Source organism: Saccharopolyspora sp. NPDC050642 (assembly GCF_040654735.1).
In the GTDB taxonomy this organism is placed as follows: Bacteria; Actinomycetota; Actinomycetes; order Mycobacteriales; family Pseudonocardiaceae; genus Saccharopolyspora; species Saccharopolyspora elongata.
The window spans coordinates 67,863-84,435 of record NZ_JBFAIN010000032.1; the positions used below are offsets into that span (position 1 = coordinate 67,863).

Below are 16,573 nucleotides of genomic sequence, written 5' to 3' on the forward strand. Positions count from 1 at the left end.
TCTCGCAGTGGGGACATTTGGAACGCAACGACGAGGTCGTCATGCGGCGCACCGACCTATCGGGGCTGGAGGTCTTCTTGGGTGGCACCGATCCATCGCGACTGCACGACTGGGGCTCCGACGGATACCGCTCAAGCGAGGAATACCTGTTCTGGTCCCGCAAGGTCTGCGGTCTGGCGTGCCTACAGTCGCTGCTCCAGGGATGGACCGACATCCGGCTGCCGATGGGCGAACTCCTCGCGCTGGCCCTAGACTGGGGCTGCTACGTGGTGGAGCCCTCCGGCAAGGTCCAAGGACTCATCTACCGGCCGTTCATGGCCTGGGTCAGCTCACAGTTCGGATTTCACTGCGAACTGGTCGAGCACACGCCCATTCACGTATCCAGCCGAGAGGTGCGACCCGGACAGGTCATGATCGCGTCAGTATCACCTGAGATTCGCGACCCAAACACCCACGAGCCCCAACGTGGAGGCCACCTCGTGCTGGTCTATGCGGTCGATGACGGTGTAGTGCGGTTCCACAATCCGTCGGGATACTCCCACAATTCAGACTCCGCATCGCTACCCATGCATGTATTCGAGCGATTTCACGCGAACCGAGGAATCTTGATCAGGGGGACATCGTGATGCCAGGCGAGCCGCCACCGCGCGTCGTTGTCGCTGGTGGCCATTCGGCAGGGCACATCGAGCCCGCGATGAACTTCGCCGACGCGCTGCGCCGTCTGGAGCCCACTGCCGAGATCATCGCTCTCGGCAGTGTCCGCGGACTGGACACGACGCTCATCCCCGCTCGCGGCTACCCGCTCGAACTCATCCCGCCGGTGCCGCTGTCGCGCAAACTGAGCAGCGACCTGTTGCAGACGCCGACCAGGCTCCGCGACTCGGTCCGGGTAGCCAGTGCAGTGCTCGACCGTGTGCGAGCCGAGGTCGTGGTGGGCTTCGGCGGTTACGTAGCCATGCCGGCCTATCTCGCCGCCCGACGACGTGGCCTGCCGATCGTCGTCCACGAGGCGAACGCGCGGCCCGGAGTGGCCAACCGAGTGGCGGCTCGGATGACGAGGCATGTGTTCACCGCTGCGCCAGGTGTTCGTCTCGCCCATGCCACCGCGATCGGCATCCCGCTGCGGCCCGCGATCGCCGGGCTCGACCGGGCCTCGCTGCGCGACGCGGCTCGGCAACGGTTCGGGCTGCGCCGCGATGGGCCGGTAGTGCTGGTCACCGGCGGTTCGCAGGGTGCGGGAGCGATCAACACCGCAGTGTCCGGCGCCGCGGCGGCGTTACGGGCGGCCAGCGTGCAGGTCCTGCATATCACCGGGCCGCGGCACACGGTCGACGTGCCCTACGGCCGCCCCGCCGACCCGCCCTACGTCGCCGTCCCCTACGTCGACGAAATGCAGTACGCCTACGCCGCGGCCGACTTCGTGATCTGCCGCTCCGGGGCGATGACGTGCGCCGAACTGGCCGCCGTCGGATTGCCTGCCGCGTATGTCCCGTTGCCGCTGCGCGGCGCTGAGCAGCGGTTGAACGCCGAGCCGGTCGTCGCTGCCGGTGGGGCACTGCTCGTCGACAACGCTGACCTTGATCCGACTTGGATCGAAACCACTCTCATCCCGGTGCTCACCGATCCCGAGCGGATCGCGAAGATGTCGGCCCACGCGTCGGCGGCTGGCGCACCGGACGCGGACGTCATCCTGGCCCGGCACGTGCTCACCGCGGTCGCGGAGCAACGAAGTATCGACTCACGAGGCCTGGAGTGAACCATGCGGATACGACCAGCGCGCAGCGCTGACGCCGAAGCCGTCAACGAATCGCTCGGCCAGCTGGGCTATCCCCGGGATGATCGGGCAGCGACAGCCGCTTGGCTCCAGGCCTGGTTCGACGACCCGGCCAGTGCACCTACATCGCCGAAACCGACGACGAGTCACTCGGCGTCATCGCCGTCCACGTCTGCCGTTCTTCGAACGCGAAGGCGCCTGGGCCGAATCACCGCACTGGTCGTCTCCGACCGAGCACGCGGATACGGCGTCGGCTCCCGGCTCGTCGAGGCCGCCGAGTCTTTCGCCGCCAGCCACGGATGCGTTCGGATGGAGGTCACCAGCAATGATCGCCGGCCGGACGCGCACAGGTTCTACGAGCGACGCGGGTACACCGGCCAAGCTGGAATCTCGTCCCGCTTCCTACGTGACCTGCCGAGCTGTCGCGGGTAGTCGTACCGTGACGCAGAGCCCGCCGTCGGCGCGCGGGCTGAGCGAGAGCGTTCCGTCGTGCGCTCGGGTGATGCTCTTGGCGATCGCCAGACCGAGGCCGGCACCTACATGGTCGCTGCGGACGCGTTCGGTGCCGCGCTGGAACGGTTCGGTGAGCGTGGAGACCACGTGCGGGCTGAGCTTGTCGCCGGTGTTCTCGACCGTAAGCACGGCGTCCTCGGGACCGACAGCGGTGCTGACCTGAACGGTGCCGTATTCGGGCAGGTTGTGGACGATCGCGTTGTGCAGGAGGTTCGTGGTCAACTGCAGCAGGAGCGCATGGGACCCGATGGTCGGGGTGATGTCCCCGGAGGTTTCAATGGCGACGCCATGCTTCTCGGCAAGCGGGAGGAGTGTTTCGGTGGCTTCTTCCGCGATGAGCGACAAATCAACGTCATCTCGGGAAAAGGAGCGCTGGTCAGTGCGGCTGAGCAGCAGCAGTGCTTCGGTGAGGTCGATCGCTCGGGCGTTGACGACGCGGAGGCGTTCATCGAGCTCGCTGATTTCCCGGTTCGGATCGTTGCGAGCGACGTCGAGCAGGGTCTGCGTGATCGCAAGTGGAGTACGCAGCTCGTGGGAAGCGTTGGCTGCGAAGCGCTGCTGTTCGGCGACATGCGCTTCGAGCCGCGCGAGCATGCCGTCGAAGGCGTCAGCGAGCTCTCGGAACTCGTCCTGGCGCCCCTCCAACTCGATCCGGTGAGAGAGCGAACCCCTCGCAGCCGTGCGCGTAGCATCGGCGAGGCGGGTCAGCGGGGCCAGCATCCGCCCAGCGAGAATCCACCCTCCGGCGAGACCGAACACCAGGAGGAACACAATCGCGCCGGCGGCCGCCGGCGCGAAGTCACGCAGTAGCTCGGTGCCCGAAGGCGCGATCACAATCTCGCCAGCGTCCTGTGCCCTCTCCCGGTAGCCGCCCAGGAACCCCGCAAACGCCCCGAGCAGCACGGCGCCTGCCAGCATGAGGAAGCCGGCATAGCTGAAGGTGAGCTTGAGACGAACGCTCAACCCAGGCGCCCTATCCACATTCGCCTCCCTCTCTCCCGGCGTCCGGTCCCGTGTCGATGCGGTAGCCGACGCCAGGCACCGTGGCGATCAGCCAGGGTTCGCCGAGCCGCTTGCGCAGCGCGGATACCGTGATGCGCACGGCGTTGGTGAACGGGTCGGCATTCTCATCCCAAGCCCGTTCCAGGAGCTCTTCGGCGCTGATGACACCGCCTTCGGCGGCCACGAGGACTTCGAGCACCGCGAACTGCTTCCGGGTGAGCGCGACGTACCGGCCGTCCCGGTAGACCTCGCGGCGGAACGGGTCCAGCCGCAGGCCGGCGAGCTCCCGCACTGGCGGCCTGTTGTGGGCACGCCTGCGGTCGAGGGCTCTGAGACGGAGCACGAGTTCTTGCAGCTCGAACGGCTTGGTGAGGTAGTCATCGGCGCCGAGCTCGAACCCGGAAGCCTTGTCGTCCAGCCGGTCCGCAGCGGTGAGCATCAGGATCGGCATGCCGCTGCCTGAAGCGACGATGCGTTCGGCAACCTCGTCGCCGGAGGGCCCGGGGATGTCGCGGTCGAGGACGGCGATGTCGTAGGCGTTGATACTCAGCATCTCCAGAGCGGTGTCGCCGTCTCCGGCGATGTCGGCCGCGATCGCCTCCAGGCGCAGTCCATCGCGGATGGCCTCGGCCATGTAGGGCTCATCCTCGACAACCAGCACACGCATGCTCTCAATCGTAGGAGCGGGCGGATATCGCCGACGTATCGAAAACGCGTGCAGGCTAGGCTGGCAACACGGTGCCGCCTTGGCTGGCGACATGAGTCATACCGCAGCAGGACGACCACCGACCCCGCAAGGCCGGTTGTCCTCGCAAGGATGTCGACTGCTCACGAGGGCGGGGACTGTGCGGGTGCCGATAAGTCATCCAGCCTGGTCACAACCTTGATCACTGTCTCTGGTCGTACACACCGCTCTTCCCGGTGTCTTCGCGTTGACTGCGGGCGGACGGCATCATGATCTGTCGTGCTGCTGCGACTGGCCTACCTCGCCGCGACCAACACCCTCACCCTCCTGCGCCTACTGCCGATGCGCGACCGCGAGAAAGACACCGAGATCCTCGCCCTACGGCACCAAGCCCGCCCTCCGCGGCCGTACCCGTCCTCGTCGTGCGTCCGCGGGAAGAACTCGAAATCGCCAGGTCCACGATGACCGCCTTGCACAGCTGAAGCCCGACCGTGACCCTGTACCGCTCAAAAAGACGTAGCGCCTTGGTCAGAACAGCTCAGCGAATACTGATGGTCGCCTCCCCGGCCTTCAACCGTTGGAGACGTCACGCCAAAGCCCAACAGGCGGCCGGAAGCCTCTCGGTTCCGGCCCAGGTTCACTCAGCGTAGAAGTAGATCGTCAGCTCGTACGTTTCCGGATTGGGGGCTCGTCGCCAGGACACGTCGAGGACGCGTGCCGTGTTCCCGCTGATTCCCAACGGGCTCGGCGACTCGGCTGGTGTTCGCGGGTCATTTGGAGGATGGTCATGGCCTGTCGGCACAGACCCTGACTCTCTGCCTCGCGTCACAATTCGGGGCTCCGACGTAGCATTGCCGATGCGCGGAACGCACCGGCGATCCATTCGTCCCCACTGGCGACCACCGGTCGATCTGGGCGTGGTTGAGCTGCTGCACGCCGTGGTAGAGGCCGTTGAGGTTGCCCAGGCCCAATCAACGAGCGCATCTCCCAGCACGATGATTCTCATGCGCTCGCCATCGCCAGCGCTGTCAGTCGTCGGCGAGAACCTGTTCCAGCCACATGGTGTGGACCGGACCGTCGCCGAGTTCCGCGTTGCTGGTCAGCCTGCGGTGCAGTGCCACCGTGCTCGCGACGCCTTCGACGTGGAACTCGGCGAGCGCCTGCCGCGCCCTGGCGTAGGCCTGCTGGCGGTCCGTTCCCCAGCAGATGAGCTTCGCAATGAGTGAATCGTAGAAGGGGCTGATCCGGTCCCCTTGCGAAATGCCCGTGTCGACCCGCACCCCCGGGCCACCGGGCAGGTGCAGTGCGGTTATATCGCCAGGAGTCGGGGTGAAGGCGCGCTCCGGGTCTTCGGCGTTGATGCGCAGTTCGATGGCGACACCCCGACACTCGATCGAGTCCTGATCCAGCGCGAGCGGGGCGCCACCGGCGATTCGCAGCTGCTCCGCGACGACGTCCACGCCGGAGATCGCCTCGGTGATCGGGTGCTCGACCTGGACGCGCGCGTTCATCTCGATGAAGTAGAAGTTCTCGTCGCTGTCGACCAGGAACTCCACAGTGCCGGCGTTGCGGTAGCCGACGTGCTCGGCCAATCGCACCGCCGCCGAGGTGATGGCCTGCCGGGTCGTCTCGCGCAGGGCCGGCGCGGGCGCCTCCTCGAGGAGCTTCTGCCGGCGCCGCTGCACCGAGCAGTCCCTTTCGAAGAGGTGCACGACGTTCCGGTGCTCGTCCGCGAGCACCTGCACCTCCACGTGCCGCGCGTTGGGAACCGCGCGCTCGAGGTAGATCGTCGCGTCCCCGAACGCCGAACGCGCCTCTGCTCGGGCTCCGGGCAGCACGTCCAGCAGTTCTTCGGTGTCGCGGACCGGCCGGATCCCCCGGCCTCCCCCGCCCGCGGCGGCTTTGAGCAGCAGCGGGAATCCGATTTCCAGAGCCACCCGCGGTACCTCCGCCGGATCGGTGATCGGGCCGCTGCCGGGCACCACCGGGATGTCGGCGGCCTCAGCGGCGCGCCGCGCAGCCGCCTTGTCGCCCATCTGCTCCAGGACGGCCGGGGGCGGCCCGATGAACACCAGGTCCGCCTCGATGATCGCCCGGGCGAAAGCGGCGCTCTCCGATAGGAATCCGTAGCCCGGGTGCACCGCGTCCACGTCGGTGAACCGCGCCGCCTTGAGCAGCGCATCCGGATCCAGGTAGGACTTCTGCGCGGCTGATCGGCCGATGTGCACCGCATCGTCGGCCATCTGCACCCACCGCGCGTGCTCGTCAGCATCGGAGTAGACCGCCACCGCTTCGATGTCCGCCGCGTGGCACGCGCGGATGATCCGAACGGCGATCTCGCCGCGGTTGGCCACCAGCACTCGCCGCAGCCCGGTCATGGCTCGTCGACCTCGAACATGGTCTGGCCGACGTCCACCTCGTCGCCGTCGTCGAGCAGGATCTTGCTGACGCGGCAGACCCGGTCCGCCTTGACCTCGTTGAAGGTCTTCATCACCTCGATGAGCCCCAGCGTCTGACCCGGCCGCACAACGCTACCGGGTTCGATGAACGGGTTCGCCTCGGGCGACGGGCGCCGGTAGAAGACCCCCGGCATCTGAGCATCCACTGTAGACATAGATTTTCCTCTCGAACAGCACTAAGCGGGTGCGACCGCCGCCCGCGCCTTCTCCAGCCGTGCACGCCGCTCCTGTCGGGCGGCCATCGCCGCCTCGACGTCCACCGGCGTGAAATGCACCCGACCCCCGGTCCTGGTCTGCGCCATGCGGTCCCGGTCCACCGAGATCACCGTCCCGATGGTCGCGTACCCACCTCCGGTGACCGCGTCGTTGAGCAGGACGATCGGCTCGTCCCCGCCGGGAACCTGCACCGAGCCGACCGGGTAACCGAGGTCGACCACGTTGGCCTGATCGCTGCCCGCCCCGAACGGCTGCTCCCGTTCGATGAACTCCAGCGATCCGCCGCGCAGCCGGTAGCCGACCCGGTCGGCGTCCTTGCTCACCTTCCACTCCGTGCCGAGGAACGAATCCAGCGCGTGTTCGGTCAACCGGTAGGCGCACAACCCGACGACGAACCGCAGTTCGGTTGCCGCCGGGAATTCCGGGCGCAGCTCCTCGGGCATCTCGGTACCGACCGCCGGGGCTGGTCCGGCCTCACCGAGCGGCAGCCGGTCGCCGCTGATCAGCGCGCGTCCCTGGAAACCGCCGATGCCGGTGAGCATGTAGGTCGAACGCGAGCCCAGGTACGGAGGCACATCGATGCCACCGCCCACCGCGACGTACGGACGGGCACCGGCGCGGACCTGTTGGACCGCCAGCACGTCACCGGCCGACACCCGCAGCGCCTGCCAGGCGGGAGCGGGTTCCCCGTTGATCGTCACGTCGCTGTCCGCGCCCGTCACCGCGACGCTGCGCGAGTCGGTGAACTCGAGTTCGGGTCCGAGGTACGTCGCTTCCAGGGCGGCAGCACCGTCCGGGTTGCCGACGAGCAAGTTGGCCACCGCGAAGGAGTACTGGTCCACGGCACCCGACGGCGGCATTCCGATGGCGTACTGCCCGTCTCGACCTGTGTCCTGGACGGTCGTGGACAAGCCGCCCGATCGCACGATCACGAAGCTCACCGGTACAGCACCTCCAAGAGCCGCCCGTTCACTGCGTCCGGGTCAGCGAGCAGTTCCGCCGGGACCAGCTCCACGTCGCGGATCCGGTAGCGGAAGCGCCCCGCCGCCACGTCGGAACGGGTGCGGTCGTACTCGTCGCGGTCGATCGCCCGGTACCGCAGGACGTCGCTGGGCCGCGGGAACGCGATGTCGTCGGCGAAATCCGGCAGCCGCTGCGCGAGGTCGAACACTGGAGCGGGAGCTATCCCGAAGAGCTGGTACCCGCCGGCCCCGCGCACCGGGTAGACCACGGCGAAAGCCCCGCCGTAGCCGAAGGCTCGTTCCGGCGTGTCGGTCCGCGGACGCACGTACTTCGGCACCTGGATCTGCCGGTCGCGCGGCACCATCTGGTAGCAGAACGGCAGCCCTGGGACGAAACCGAGCATGGTGACCAGGAACGGTGCCGCCGTGATCGCCTCGATCACGGCCCGGGCGTCCGGGAAACCGTTGATGCGGGCGGCGTACTCGAGGTCGGTGGCGTCCGGATCCTGGTGGCGGTCGCGGAACTTGAGCAGGGTTTCGCGGGTCCACGGGTCGTCGAAGAGCACCGGCACGTCGACGATGCGGGTGCGCACCGCGTGGTCGTCCGGCAGTTCGCCGGCCGTGTGCTCCAATCTGCGCAGTTCTTCGACCAGTTCGGCCGGGTGCAGGCGATCGGGGTTCAACCGCACCAGGTACGAGGCGTTGGACGGGCAGATGTCGATGACGCCGTCGATATTCTCGCGGCGCAGCGCACCGGTGATCGCCATCGCCCTGAGGTTGGCTTCCAAGCTCATCTCACGGTCGAGCTCGACGAAGACGAACTCATCGCCACCGAACTCGTAACGCGCCGGCGGCAGCTGCCTCTCCATCGCGGTCACGGCCCACCCCCTCGCCCCCGAATGCGAGTTGAGAATGCGCCGCGGGACCGCTGCGCGCAGCTTGGTCGTGCGTGCGTGAGGCACCTTCGGGTGAGGTGGTGTTGTGACCGCCCTGCGTGCGGGGGCCCCGACATCTACCATCAGCGGCCGACCTGGAGGTGACCAGTTGCGCACTCTCGTCGATCTCAACGCTGACGCAGGGGAGAGCTTCGGACGGTGGCGGCTCGGTGATGACGCCCGCCTCATCCCGCTCGTGACGTCCGTGAACATCGCGTGCGGTTGGCACGCCGGGGATCCGGCGACGATGAGCCGCTCTGTCGAACTGGCGCGTGACGGCCGGACATCGATCGGCGCGCACCCTGGTTTCCCCGACCTCATCGGCTTCGGCAGACGGGCCTTGTCGATGAGCCCGGGGGAAGCCGCCCGGGCGTGCCTGTACCAGTTCGGCGCACTGCAGGCGATCGCCGCCCGCCACGGTGCCGTGATCTCCCATGTCAAACCGCACGGTGCGCTCTACGGCCTGGCGGTCAGGGACGACGCCGTCGCCGAAGCCGTGGTGGAGGCCTTCGCCGCTGCGGCCCCCGGTGTTCGGGTCGTGCTCCTTGCCGGACCGGTGGCCGAACGTCTCGCCGAGCGGGGGTTCCCGGTGGTGCGGGAGGCGTTCGCCGATCTGGACTACGACGAATCCGGCCACATCATCATCGAGCCGGATCCCCGGGCCAAGTCCCCGCAGCGCTGCGCGGACCAGGCGGTGGCGGTGCTCCGCGGCGAAGTGACCTCCGTCGCGGGCACGCCCATCGCGGTCGACGCCGACACGATCTGCCTGCACGGCGACCGGCCGAACGCGGCGGAGATCGCGGAGGCGATTCGCGACCGGTTCGCCGCCGAGGGGGTGCGCCTGGCTGTGATGGCCGAGGTCGCGGACGCGCGGTCCTGAGTCAGCCAGCCGGCATCAGGTCGTCCGAGGCCTCGATGCGCGAATCGCCCAGGTGATCTCCTTCCGGGCTGAACGGCGGCACGATGTGCGGCACGCAGTCGGCCACCAGCAACGAGTCCACCGCGCGCTCCTCCGGACCGGCGCTCACCACCGCGGTGCCGTTCGGCGCCCAGATGCCGGAATTGCCCCGGTACTCCCACTGCCCGCGTTCCGAGACCTCCCAACCCCGACGGTTGGCGTAGGCGACGAACACCCGCCACACGGCCGCCATCGCGGGGATGATGTGCTCGGTGGCATCGGGATAGGGAACCAGCGTCGGAGTCCCGTCCTCCAGCGTGAAGTGCCGGTCCGCGGCCGTCGGACCGACGATCAAACGCGCGCCGCGCCGGACCAGGCTCTGGTAGAGCGGCGGGAACTCGCACTCGTAGCAGTTGAGCAAGCCGATCGGAAACCCGTTCACCTCGACCACCGGTGGAATTTCGTCACCAGCGGTGAAGTTCGCGCGTTCGGCGGCGCCGTACAGGTGTGTCTTCCGGTAGTTGGTGATGAGCTCGCCGTCTGCGGCAACGGCCACCGAATCGTGCAAGGCACCGCTTTCCGCCCGCTCCACGTAGGGCAGGACGATCGCGACGTCGTGCAGCTTGGACAACTTCCGGGCGAGCTGGACGGATTGGCCGTCGGACGGCTCCGCCAGCAGTTCGCACTGCTCGCGCCCGAGCGCGTAGCCGGTGTTGAAGCACTCGGGGAACGCGCAGAGCTGGCAGTCGTAGCCGGCCGCCAGGACTAGGACTTCCTCCATCCTGGCGAGGTTCTCCGCCTTCGCGGTCGGCGAACCCGCCCGGTTCTCGCCCTGGAAGAGCGAGACCCGGATTCCGGTGCCGGGCCGTGGTGGTTCGCGGTCGACCAACCTGCTGGTGATTCGGACGGGACGCATGGTTCTCCTTTTCCGATCAATTCACAGTGGAGATGAACTCTTCGACAGCGGCCGTGAAGTCTTCAACCGCCTCCGGCGTGAAGTCGCTGCGGACGACGACGCGCATCACTTCGACCTCGTCCAGTTCGGGCGGAAGCGTGTAGACGGGCACTGCCCAGCCGCGGTCGGCCAGGTGCATCGCCAACCGCCGCAACTTGATCGGCGGCTCCGCGGTCAGTGCCACCACCGGCAGTTCGCTGCCGTCTCCGAGCAGCCGGAACCGCCCAGTGTCGTGCAGGCGGTCGGCCAGCTGTCGCGCCAGCGACCTGGAACGGGCGTGCACGGCCTGGAAACCGGCGAATCCGAAGCGGATGAAGTTGTAGTACTGAAGGACCACGGGCGCTGCCGATCTGGAGAAACTCAGCTCGTAGTGGGTGTCGTCGCCGCCGAGGTAGTTGATCCGAATCCCCAGTTCGGGACGGCGCCGGCCCCGGTCGCGCCACAGCAGCCAGCCCAAGCCCGGCAGGACCATGCCCGCCTTGTGGCCGGAGGCGTTGATCGACACCACCCGCGGGATGCGGAAGTCCCAGCGGAGCTCGGTGTCCAGGAACGGTGCGATGAGCCCGCCGGAGGCCGCGTCGACGTGCATGGGCACGTCGATCCCGCGCTGTTCGGCGAGACTGTCCAGCTCGGCCGCGATCTCGGCGATCGGCTCGTAGCGCCCGTCCAGAGTGGACCCCAGGACGCCGATGACGCCAATGGTCCCCTCGTCACACAGGTCCGCGGCCGCGATGCCGTCGAGGGCCAGCCGCCCAGCCCTGGCCGGGGCGATGCGGGCCTCGACTCCCCAGTGGCGGCAGAACTTCTTCCAACAGGCGTGCGCGCCAGCACCCATGACGAGGTTCGGGCGGGACAGCTCGCCCCTGGTGCGTGCCTGCCAGCTCCGCAGCAGGGCGACCCCGGCCAGCAGGGCGGCCTCGCTGGACCCCGTGGTGGCGCTGCCGACCACTCGCCGCGCATCCCCGTGCCACAACGAGCCGATGATCCGCACGCATTCGCGGAGCAGCTCATCCATCACGGGGTACTGCTCGCGGTCAACGAGGTTGTAGTTCAGGTAGGCTCGGTAGACTCGATGGGCCTCCGGTTCGATCGATGTGGTGAGGAAGGTCGCGAGGTTCCGCTCCGGACGGCAGCCGCCGCGCAACCTGCCCGCCACGGCATTCAGCGCCGCATCCGCGGCCATTCCGAAATCCGGGATCCCACGCCGAAGGTGAGTCGAGGAACATAACGGTTCCTCGGCCGCGTTCGCCAGAGCAGACATGGTTGAACACTCCTGTTGCTGGTGGTGTGCGACAACATCGGTCACGCTACGAGCGATCAGGAGCAAAGCGCCATGAACAATTCGGCCCAGCGCATTCGTACTAGTGCCGTACCCACCCGGCCGTGCTGGGCCGTCTGGGGTATCTCCTGTGGCATCCGAGCGATTTGATCGGCGTTTCAGTTATTCCCGCTGGTCGCGTGGCGAAATAGGAAGTGCTGATCGACGTACCGGGTGCCGGGCGACCCCGGCCGAACCGCCCGAGTGGAGGCGTTTGATGGCCCGTTCCCACGACCGGGCGCTAGACCGGGCGATAACCGCCCTGCTGCACGAGGCCGTTGAGCATTCACGCGCGATGCGCCAGGTCCTGCACCAGGTCGGTCAGCTTGCTGCGCTCCGGATCGAGCTGACCCGACCAGACGAGAACGACGGTTTTCCCAAAGTCGCTGCGAACGGCCACGTGCTGTCCCCGCTGACCAAGCGGGAACGGGAGGTGCTCGACCAGCTCGTTCGGGGCCACTCCAACAGGGAGATCGCACGGTCGCTGGGCATATCGGAGCGCACGGTCAAGAACCACCTCCGCAACATCTTCACCAAGCTGGGCGTGGGCGATCGAACTTCAGCGGTCGTGAAAGCCTTGGGGCGCAACACCTAGCCCACTCCGCGGCGGAATGAGGTCGACAGAGCAACTGGGGTGCCAGGCCGGCTGTACGAGTTGGCCGACAACCGATGCGGGAGCAGGAACGCCTTTTCGGCCGAGGCCGGGATTCACCTCGAGCCTCGAACGAGATACTGGTGTTCCAGGGGGCGTGCGCCGAGCCACGACAGCTAGCCCGACTCACGCGACTCCCAGCGGAGTCGGGTACGCGGCGCTGCGAGGCGGCGCCGTGGACTACGGCGTCGGTGACGATCTCGGCTTGACAAATCGGCGGCATCGGTTCAACGCGCCGAGCTACCCGCCTGCGTCGATCCGGTCCGCTAGGTCTGTTTCGGAAATCACGGGAGCCATTCGTTGATCGCTGTGATGGTGACGGCTGCCTCCCGGCGGACGGCAAGCTTGTCGTATCTGGTGGCCACGGCTCGGTTCCGTTTGAGGGGGGTGCCACAGCGTCCATCCGTTGATCAATTCAGGCATCGGGCCACCGTGCCGATAAGGCGGACATGAGCGAAGCGATGTCGCAGCACTCCAGCCCGCGGTGCACGTGGTAGGGCCGCCGGATAACGAATGGACACAGCCGTGGGCACTGGCGATGCACGCTGGCCACCGCCGTTGGATCTGCCCTGCTGCCTCCGCGACGAGGCGGCTTCCTACCTCACCAGCGAGCAGTCCCATCCGGATCGGCGACGCCTGACTCCACAGCTCGTCATCGTCTATTGGTACAGCGACGCATTCGACGGCGACGAGTGCTCGCGACAGCCGAGCCGCAGGCCAAGGTCCGGGCGTCGATTGTTCTTACGAGCGCTCAGTGTCGGGGCTGGCCTCGGTATCGGGCTGATCGATGTCCACCTGAAGCCCGGCCAGGATGCCAATCACGATCGCTGGCCAGATGATTTTGGACCCGAAGCTGTACATGAGGCCGACGGCGACGAACATGCTCGCCGAGCTGGCTGTCAGCGCCACGAAGTTCACGAGCGTCTGCGACATGTTCAGACGTCCAACGGCTATCGCCTTGAGGAGCGCCGCAACCGCGGCACACCCCAGAACCGGGATCGCGAGGTCGCCGATGAAGAGCAAGAACTTCAGGAACGTGGCGTTCTGGAACTCGTCACGGATCGCGTAGAAGACCCAGTCGCCGAGCTCGCGGCGCTCGTGGAGGTAGTTGAACCCCGCGACCCACAGCACGCTGACCACGGAGCCCAGCAGCCCCAGCTTGACCGGAACGGTTACCGCTGCGGCAGGAGAAGTGGACTGGCCCGCGTTCTGGCCTTGACGGACTTGGATGACCGCTGCCGCCGTCTGGACCAGGGCGGCAACGACGACGAGCCACTGGATGGGATCAGAATCAGGAGACACCCACGGATGATCTCCCAAGCGGCGCGGCCACCGACCAGATTTCAAGGATCACAACGTCTTTTGCCGCACATACCGGATTATGCGCGGCAGAAGGACCGCCTCGTCGACCTGTTCGACGCCGAGAGCCACGGCGACACGCACGTCGAAGTCGAGGCGACCTGGGGGATCTACCAGCGGATAATCGCCGCCTACCGCGAACCTGACCGCAAGCTTGGCAAGGAGTTGATGGAGAAGCTGATCGACTCCCCCAGCGCCGGCGTCCCGGCTGCCCTCACCGAGCTCGTCACGCTCGGCCGGACACTGAAGAAGCGCGCCGACGACGTGCTCGCCTACTTCGACCGCCCAGACACCAGCAACGGACCCACCGAAGCGATCAACGGACGACTCGAACACCTACGCGGCTCCGCTCTCGGCTTCCGCAACCTCACCAACTACATCGCCAGGTCCCTGCTCGAGACCGGCGGTCTCAGCCGCGACTACACCCCCGTCTGTGAAGAGCCGTCAAACTCCCTCAGAGCACTGCACAGGCCAACCAAATCACGAGAACTGAAAACCCCCAGGTCAAGCCTGATGTGATTGCTGCATGTGCCGCGCCCGGGGCACGAACGCACACGACGACTGCGTCAAATCGAGCCAAGCTCCCAAGAAAACTGGTTGGATCTTTCGGACAGCCGAAACCTCCAGCGCTAGCATCGCCACCATGGAGACGAATCCCCGGTTCGGGGATCCCTCCCCCTGGCAGGGGGTCAAGTCCCTCCCTCAGACACAGTCGGGCACTCGCCTGTGACCGTGGAGCTTGTCCAAGGCCAGTGTTCACCACACCCGATGGGCAGGTGTACCGATGGCCAACAACCTGATAATCCAGCTCGCCGGGTCGATGGTCATCGAGGGCCAGATCCACATCTCCGCGTGATCAGTGCCAAGCGTCCAGCGCACACCGAAACCACCCACGCGAGTGAACAGCGGCGCCTCCCACAGCGCGACCCCATTTCAGATCCGCGAAACCGATCCTCTCAAAATCCTCCAAAAATGCCGAAAAATCGAGACGGCACCCCTCGGGACGATCACCCAAGATCCACAACCGGGCACGAAAAAGCCCGCTGACCTGCACTTTTGTGCCATGTCAGCGGGCTCTCCCGCGGTCGGGCTGACAGGATTTGAACCTGCGACCCCTTGACCCCCAGACATGTCCACAAGAGACACTGACCAGCAAAGACCAAGAAACCGCAGCACAAATCGGTGCAGATCGCCGACGTTGCGCGCAGTACAACACAGTCCAGGACAGCACATTCCTCCCACTTTCCTCCCATCGCCAGCGCCAAAATTGATGACCTGATCACCGCCCTATGGAAATCAACTCCTCGGCCGGACCTACCCATACACCTGATAGCGCTGGCACCACACAGCTACCGGCGCGCCCGTGTTGACCAGCAGAAATAGCGATCAATCGTCATATCTGGCTCTCCTGTCATTGTGCGGTGTTCGGATCGCTGTGCATCGGGCGGGCCCGCGACGCTCGCTGGCCGACTCAGTTGGCCTGATGCGCTAGGGCCGTTGAGATCTGATCGGCGGATCAGCGGTGGGTACCGAGCGTTTTGAGGGCGCCGGCCAACCGGTCCAGGGCGCCTGAGATCCACGGCAGCGACACCGGATCGTCGCTGTGCAGTGCTGTCCAGCGCTGGTCGGTGGTCCGCCCGTAGAGGAGGCTCGTCGCTACCCGGAAGCGCAGGCTCTCCGGTGCGTCACCGAAGTGTTCGCCAGCCAGGACGCCGATGCCGTGTTCGTCGAGGAGGTGATCAGCGAGCGCGACTCCCGTCTCGATGCTGCGGGCCGCCAGCACGGGGCGCAGGGCTTCGAGGTCGGGATACAGGTAAAAGGCGGCCTGCGGCTCCCGGCAGGCGGCACCCGCCTTCGTGAACACCGCATGAGTCGCGCGGGCCACCGCCGCGTGCAGCCGTCGGCTTGCCGCGATGTGCCCGGTGACAGCGGGTGGTGCGTCATAGATGTAGGCAGCCGCCGCCTGCATGGGACCGGCGAGGCAGGACCACAGCTCGCTGCCGATTCCGGCGATCCGATCAGCGATGCGCTGTCCGGTCGGTCCAGGCGGGGTGCGCAGGTAACCGACGCGCCAGCCGCCAAGCGACATGGTCTTGCTCAGGCCGCCGGTGACGATTGTCCGGTCCGGTACCAGCGTCGCCGGGCTGTGCACCGTGGTGGGGTCATAGGCGAGGTCGCGGTAGATCTCGTCGCTGATGATGGTCAGGTCATGCCGGTCGGCGAGCTCGCAGATGCGGCGGATCAACTCGGCGCTCGCCACGGTTCCGGTGGGGTTGTCCGGGAGGGTGAGGATCACGATCCGTGGATCGGCGCCGCCGACGCGGGCGGTGGTGAGTGCGGGCTCGAGCAGGTCGGGATCGGGGACACCGCCTGCGGCGGCCGGGATCGGCACTGGGATCGCGCGTTTGCCGGTCAGCCGGATCTGCGCCGCATAGGTGACCCATGACGGGGCAGCCAACACGACGTCGCCGGGCAGCGCGGCGAGTGCGGCATACAGCAGTGGTTTGCTGCCCGGGGCAAGCAGGATCTGGTCGGCGGCGGTGGGCAGACCCCCGCGCGAGAGGTATCCGGCGACGGATTCGCGAGCCCAGACCGTCCCGGCGACGGGCGTGTAGGAGTTCTCACCGGCTCCCTTCGCCAGCGCGGCGGCTGCTTCGGGGAGTACGGGCAGACCGGCTTCACCGAAGCCGAGGTGGATGATGTCCTCGCCCGCCGCGCGACGCGCGCTGATAGCGTCATTGAGGGCGAGGGTCGCTGAGCGCGAAACCACGGGTTCTCCTGGAATCCAAGGGAAAATGCGGGTGTGGGGTTCGACCGGGCGGCGGTGCCCGATTCGCCGGGGCGT

General features: G+C 67.0%; 15 protein-coding genes and 1 pseudogene. 6 read left to right on the forward strand and 10 right to left on the reverse strand.

The genetic code is table 11. From position 1 onward, the window contains the following. Positions 1–41: 41 nt before the first annotated feature. Genes AB0H93_RS33810 through AB0H93_RS33820 form a run of 3 tightly spaced genes read left to right on the forward strand, consistent with a single transcriptional unit; the run spans position 42 to position 2,206 of the window. Positions 42–626: a hypothetical protein gene (locus AB0H93_RS33810; protein WP_358578466.1), complete on the forward strand. Its 585-nt coding sequence runs from the start codon at positions 42–44 to the stop codon at positions 624–626. Then, positions 626–1,756, forward strand: a complete 1,131-nt coding sequence (locus tag AB0H93_RS33815; protein WP_358578468.1) for a UDP-N-acetylglucosamine--N-acetylmuramyl-(pentapeptide) pyrophosphoryl-undecaprenol N-acetylglucosamine transferase — start codon at positions 626–628, stop codon at positions 1,754–1,756. The genes AB0H93_RS33810 and AB0H93_RS33815 overlap by 1 nt, the downstream gene beginning before the upstream one ends. Before the next feature lie 3 nt (positions 1,757–1,759). Continuing rightward, complete coding sequence (locus AB0H93_RS33820; protein WP_358578471.1) at positions 1,760–2,206, forward strand: GNAT family N-acetyltransferase; 447 nt, start codon at positions 1,760–1,762, stop codon at positions 2,204–2,206. On the opposite strand, the gene AB0H93_RS33825 is transcribed toward AB0H93_RS33820, so the two are convergent. The 6 genes from AB0H93_RS33825 to AB0H93_RS33850 form a co-directional block, all read right to left on the reverse strand. Further along, a complete protein-coding gene (locus AB0H93_RS33825; RefSeq protein WP_358578473.1) occupies positions 2,177–3,268 on the reverse strand; it encodes a HAMP domain-containing sensor histidine kinase in 1,092 nt (363 codons plus the stop codon). The two genes, AB0H93_RS33820 and AB0H93_RS33825, sit on opposite strands and share 30 nt — an antisense overlap. After that, the gene (locus tag AB0H93_RS33830; RefSeq protein ID WP_358578475.1) at positions 3,261–3,956 is read right to left on the reverse strand and encodes a response regulator transcription factor; all 696 of its coding nucleotides are present in this window, start codon (positions 3,954–3,956) and stop codon (positions 3,261–3,263) included. The genes AB0H93_RS33825 and AB0H93_RS33830 overlap by 8 nt, the downstream gene beginning before the upstream one ends. A gap of 1,046 nt (positions 3,957–5,002) precedes the next feature. Then, positions 5,003–6,352 carry an acetyl-CoA carboxylase biotin carboxylase subunit gene (locus tag AB0H93_RS33835; protein ID WP_358578477.1) on the reverse strand — a complete coding sequence of 450 codons (1,350 nt, stop codon included), beginning with the start codon at positions 6,350–6,352 and terminating at the stop codon, positions 5,003–5,005. Continuing rightward, positions 6,349–6,588, reverse strand: coding sequence for an acetyl-CoA carboxylase (locus AB0H93_RS33840; RefSeq protein WP_165968616.1), 240 nt, complete (start codon positions 6,586–6,588; stop codon positions 6,349–6,351). The genes AB0H93_RS33835 and AB0H93_RS33840 overlap by 4 nt, the downstream gene beginning before the upstream one ends. A 21-nt stretch (positions 6,589–6,609) precedes the next feature. Then, a complete protein-coding gene (locus tag AB0H93_RS33845) occupies positions 6,610–7,590 on the reverse strand; it encodes a biotin-dependent carboxyltransferase family protein (protein WP_358578479.1) in 981 nt (326 codons plus the stop codon). After that, positions 7,587–8,480 (reverse strand): carboxyltransferase domain-containing protein, encoded by an 894-nt coding sequence (locus AB0H93_RS33850; RefSeq protein WP_358578528.1) that lies wholly within the window; start codon positions 8,478–8,480, stop codon positions 7,587–7,589. Before AB0H93_RS33850 ends, AB0H93_RS33845 begins: the two co-directional genes overlap by 4 nt. A gap of 175 nt (positions 8,481–8,655) precedes the next feature. Between AB0H93_RS33850 and AB0H93_RS33855 the strand changes: the two genes are divergently transcribed. After that, positions 8,656–9,426 carry a 5-oxoprolinase subunit PxpA gene (locus tag AB0H93_RS33855; protein WP_358578482.1) on the forward strand — a complete coding sequence of 257 codons (771 nt, stop codon included), beginning with the start codon at positions 8,656–8,658 and terminating at the stop codon, positions 9,424–9,426. Between the two features lies 1 nt (position 9,427). Here AB0H93_RS33855 and AB0H93_RS33860 read toward each other — a convergent pair whose 3' ends face one another. Then, entirely contained in the window at positions 9,428–10,360 is a 933-nt protein-coding gene (locus AB0H93_RS33860; RefSeq protein ID WP_358578484.1) for a nitrilase-related carbon-nitrogen hydrolase, read from the reverse strand. Between the two features lie 16 nt (positions 10,361–10,376). After that, entirely contained in the window at positions 10,377–11,660 is a 1,284-nt protein-coding gene (locus AB0H93_RS33865) for a glutamate decarboxylase (RefSeq protein ID WP_358578486.1), read from the reverse strand. A 274-nt stretch (positions 11,661–11,934) separates the two neighbouring features. Between AB0H93_RS33865 and AB0H93_RS33870 the strand changes: the two genes are divergently transcribed. Then, positions 11,935–12,312, forward strand: a complete 378-nt coding sequence (locus AB0H93_RS33870) for a response regulator transcription factor (protein ID WP_358578488.1) — start codon at positions 11,935–11,937, stop codon at positions 12,310–12,312. Between the two features lie 798 nt (positions 12,313–13,110). Here AB0H93_RS33870 and AB0H93_RS33875 read toward each other — a convergent pair. Then, entirely contained in the window at positions 13,111–13,671 is a 561-nt protein-coding gene (locus AB0H93_RS33875) for a hypothetical protein (protein ID WP_358578490.1), read from the reverse strand. 132 nt (positions 13,672–13,803) lie between these two features. Between AB0H93_RS33875 and AB0H93_RS33880 the strand changes: the two are divergent. Beyond that, positions 13,804–14,165 (forward strand): annotated as a pseudogene (locus AB0H93_RS33880) (transposase); the annotation flags it as partial. Between the two features lie 1,079 nt (positions 14,166–15,244). On the opposite strand, the gene AB0H93_RS33885 reads toward AB0H93_RS33880, so the two are convergent. After that, positions 15,245–16,498 (reverse strand): pyridoxal phosphate-dependent aminotransferase, encoded by a 1,254-nt coding sequence (locus AB0H93_RS33885; protein WP_358578493.1) that lies wholly within the window; start codon positions 16,496–16,498, stop codon positions 15,245–15,247. Positions 16,499–16,573: the final 75 nt, after the last annotated feature.

Excerpts from the sequence above, each read along its gene's own strand:
- AB0H93_RS33810 (WP_358578466.1), top strand. The coding sequence starts at position 42 with ATGCGGCGCACCGACCTATCGGGGCTGGAGGTCTTCTTGGGTGGCACC.
- AB0H93_RS33815 (WP_358578468.1), top strand. The coding sequence starts at position 626 with ATGCCAGGCGAGCCGCCACCGCGCGTCGTTGTCGCTGGTGGCCATTCG.
- AB0H93_RS33820 (WP_358578471.1), top strand. The coding sequence starts at position 1,760 with ATGCGGATACGACCAGCGCGCAGCGCTGACGCCGAAGCCGTCAACGAA.
- AB0H93_RS33830 (WP_358578475.1), bottom strand. The coding sequence starts at position 3,956 with ATGCGTGTGCTGGTTGTCGAGGATGAGCCCTACATGGCCGAGGCCATC.
- AB0H93_RS33835 (WP_358578477.1), bottom strand. The coding sequence starts at position 6,352 with ATGACCGGGCTGCGGCGAGTGCTGGTGGCCAACCGCGGCGAGATCGCC.
- AB0H93_RS33840 (WP_165968616.1), bottom strand. The coding sequence starts at position 6,588 with ATGTCTACAGTGGATGCTCAGATGCCGGGGGTCTTCTACCGGCGCCCG.
- AB0H93_RS33850 (WP_358578528.1), bottom strand. The coding sequence starts at position 8,480 with ATGGAGAGGCAGCTGCCGCCGGCGCGTTACGAGTTCGGTGGCGATGAG.
- AB0H93_RS33860 (WP_358578484.1), bottom strand. The coding sequence starts at position 10,360 with ATGCGTCCCGTCCGAATCACCAGCAGGTTGGTCGACCGCGAACCACCA.
- AB0H93_RS33865 (WP_358578486.1), bottom strand. The coding sequence starts at position 11,660 with ATGTCTGCTCTGGCGAACGCGGCCGAGGAACCGTTATGTTCCTCGACT.
- AB0H93_RS33870 (WP_358578488.1), top strand. The coding sequence starts at position 11,935 with ATGGCCCGTTCCCACGACCGGGCGCTAGACCGGGCGATAACCGCCCTG.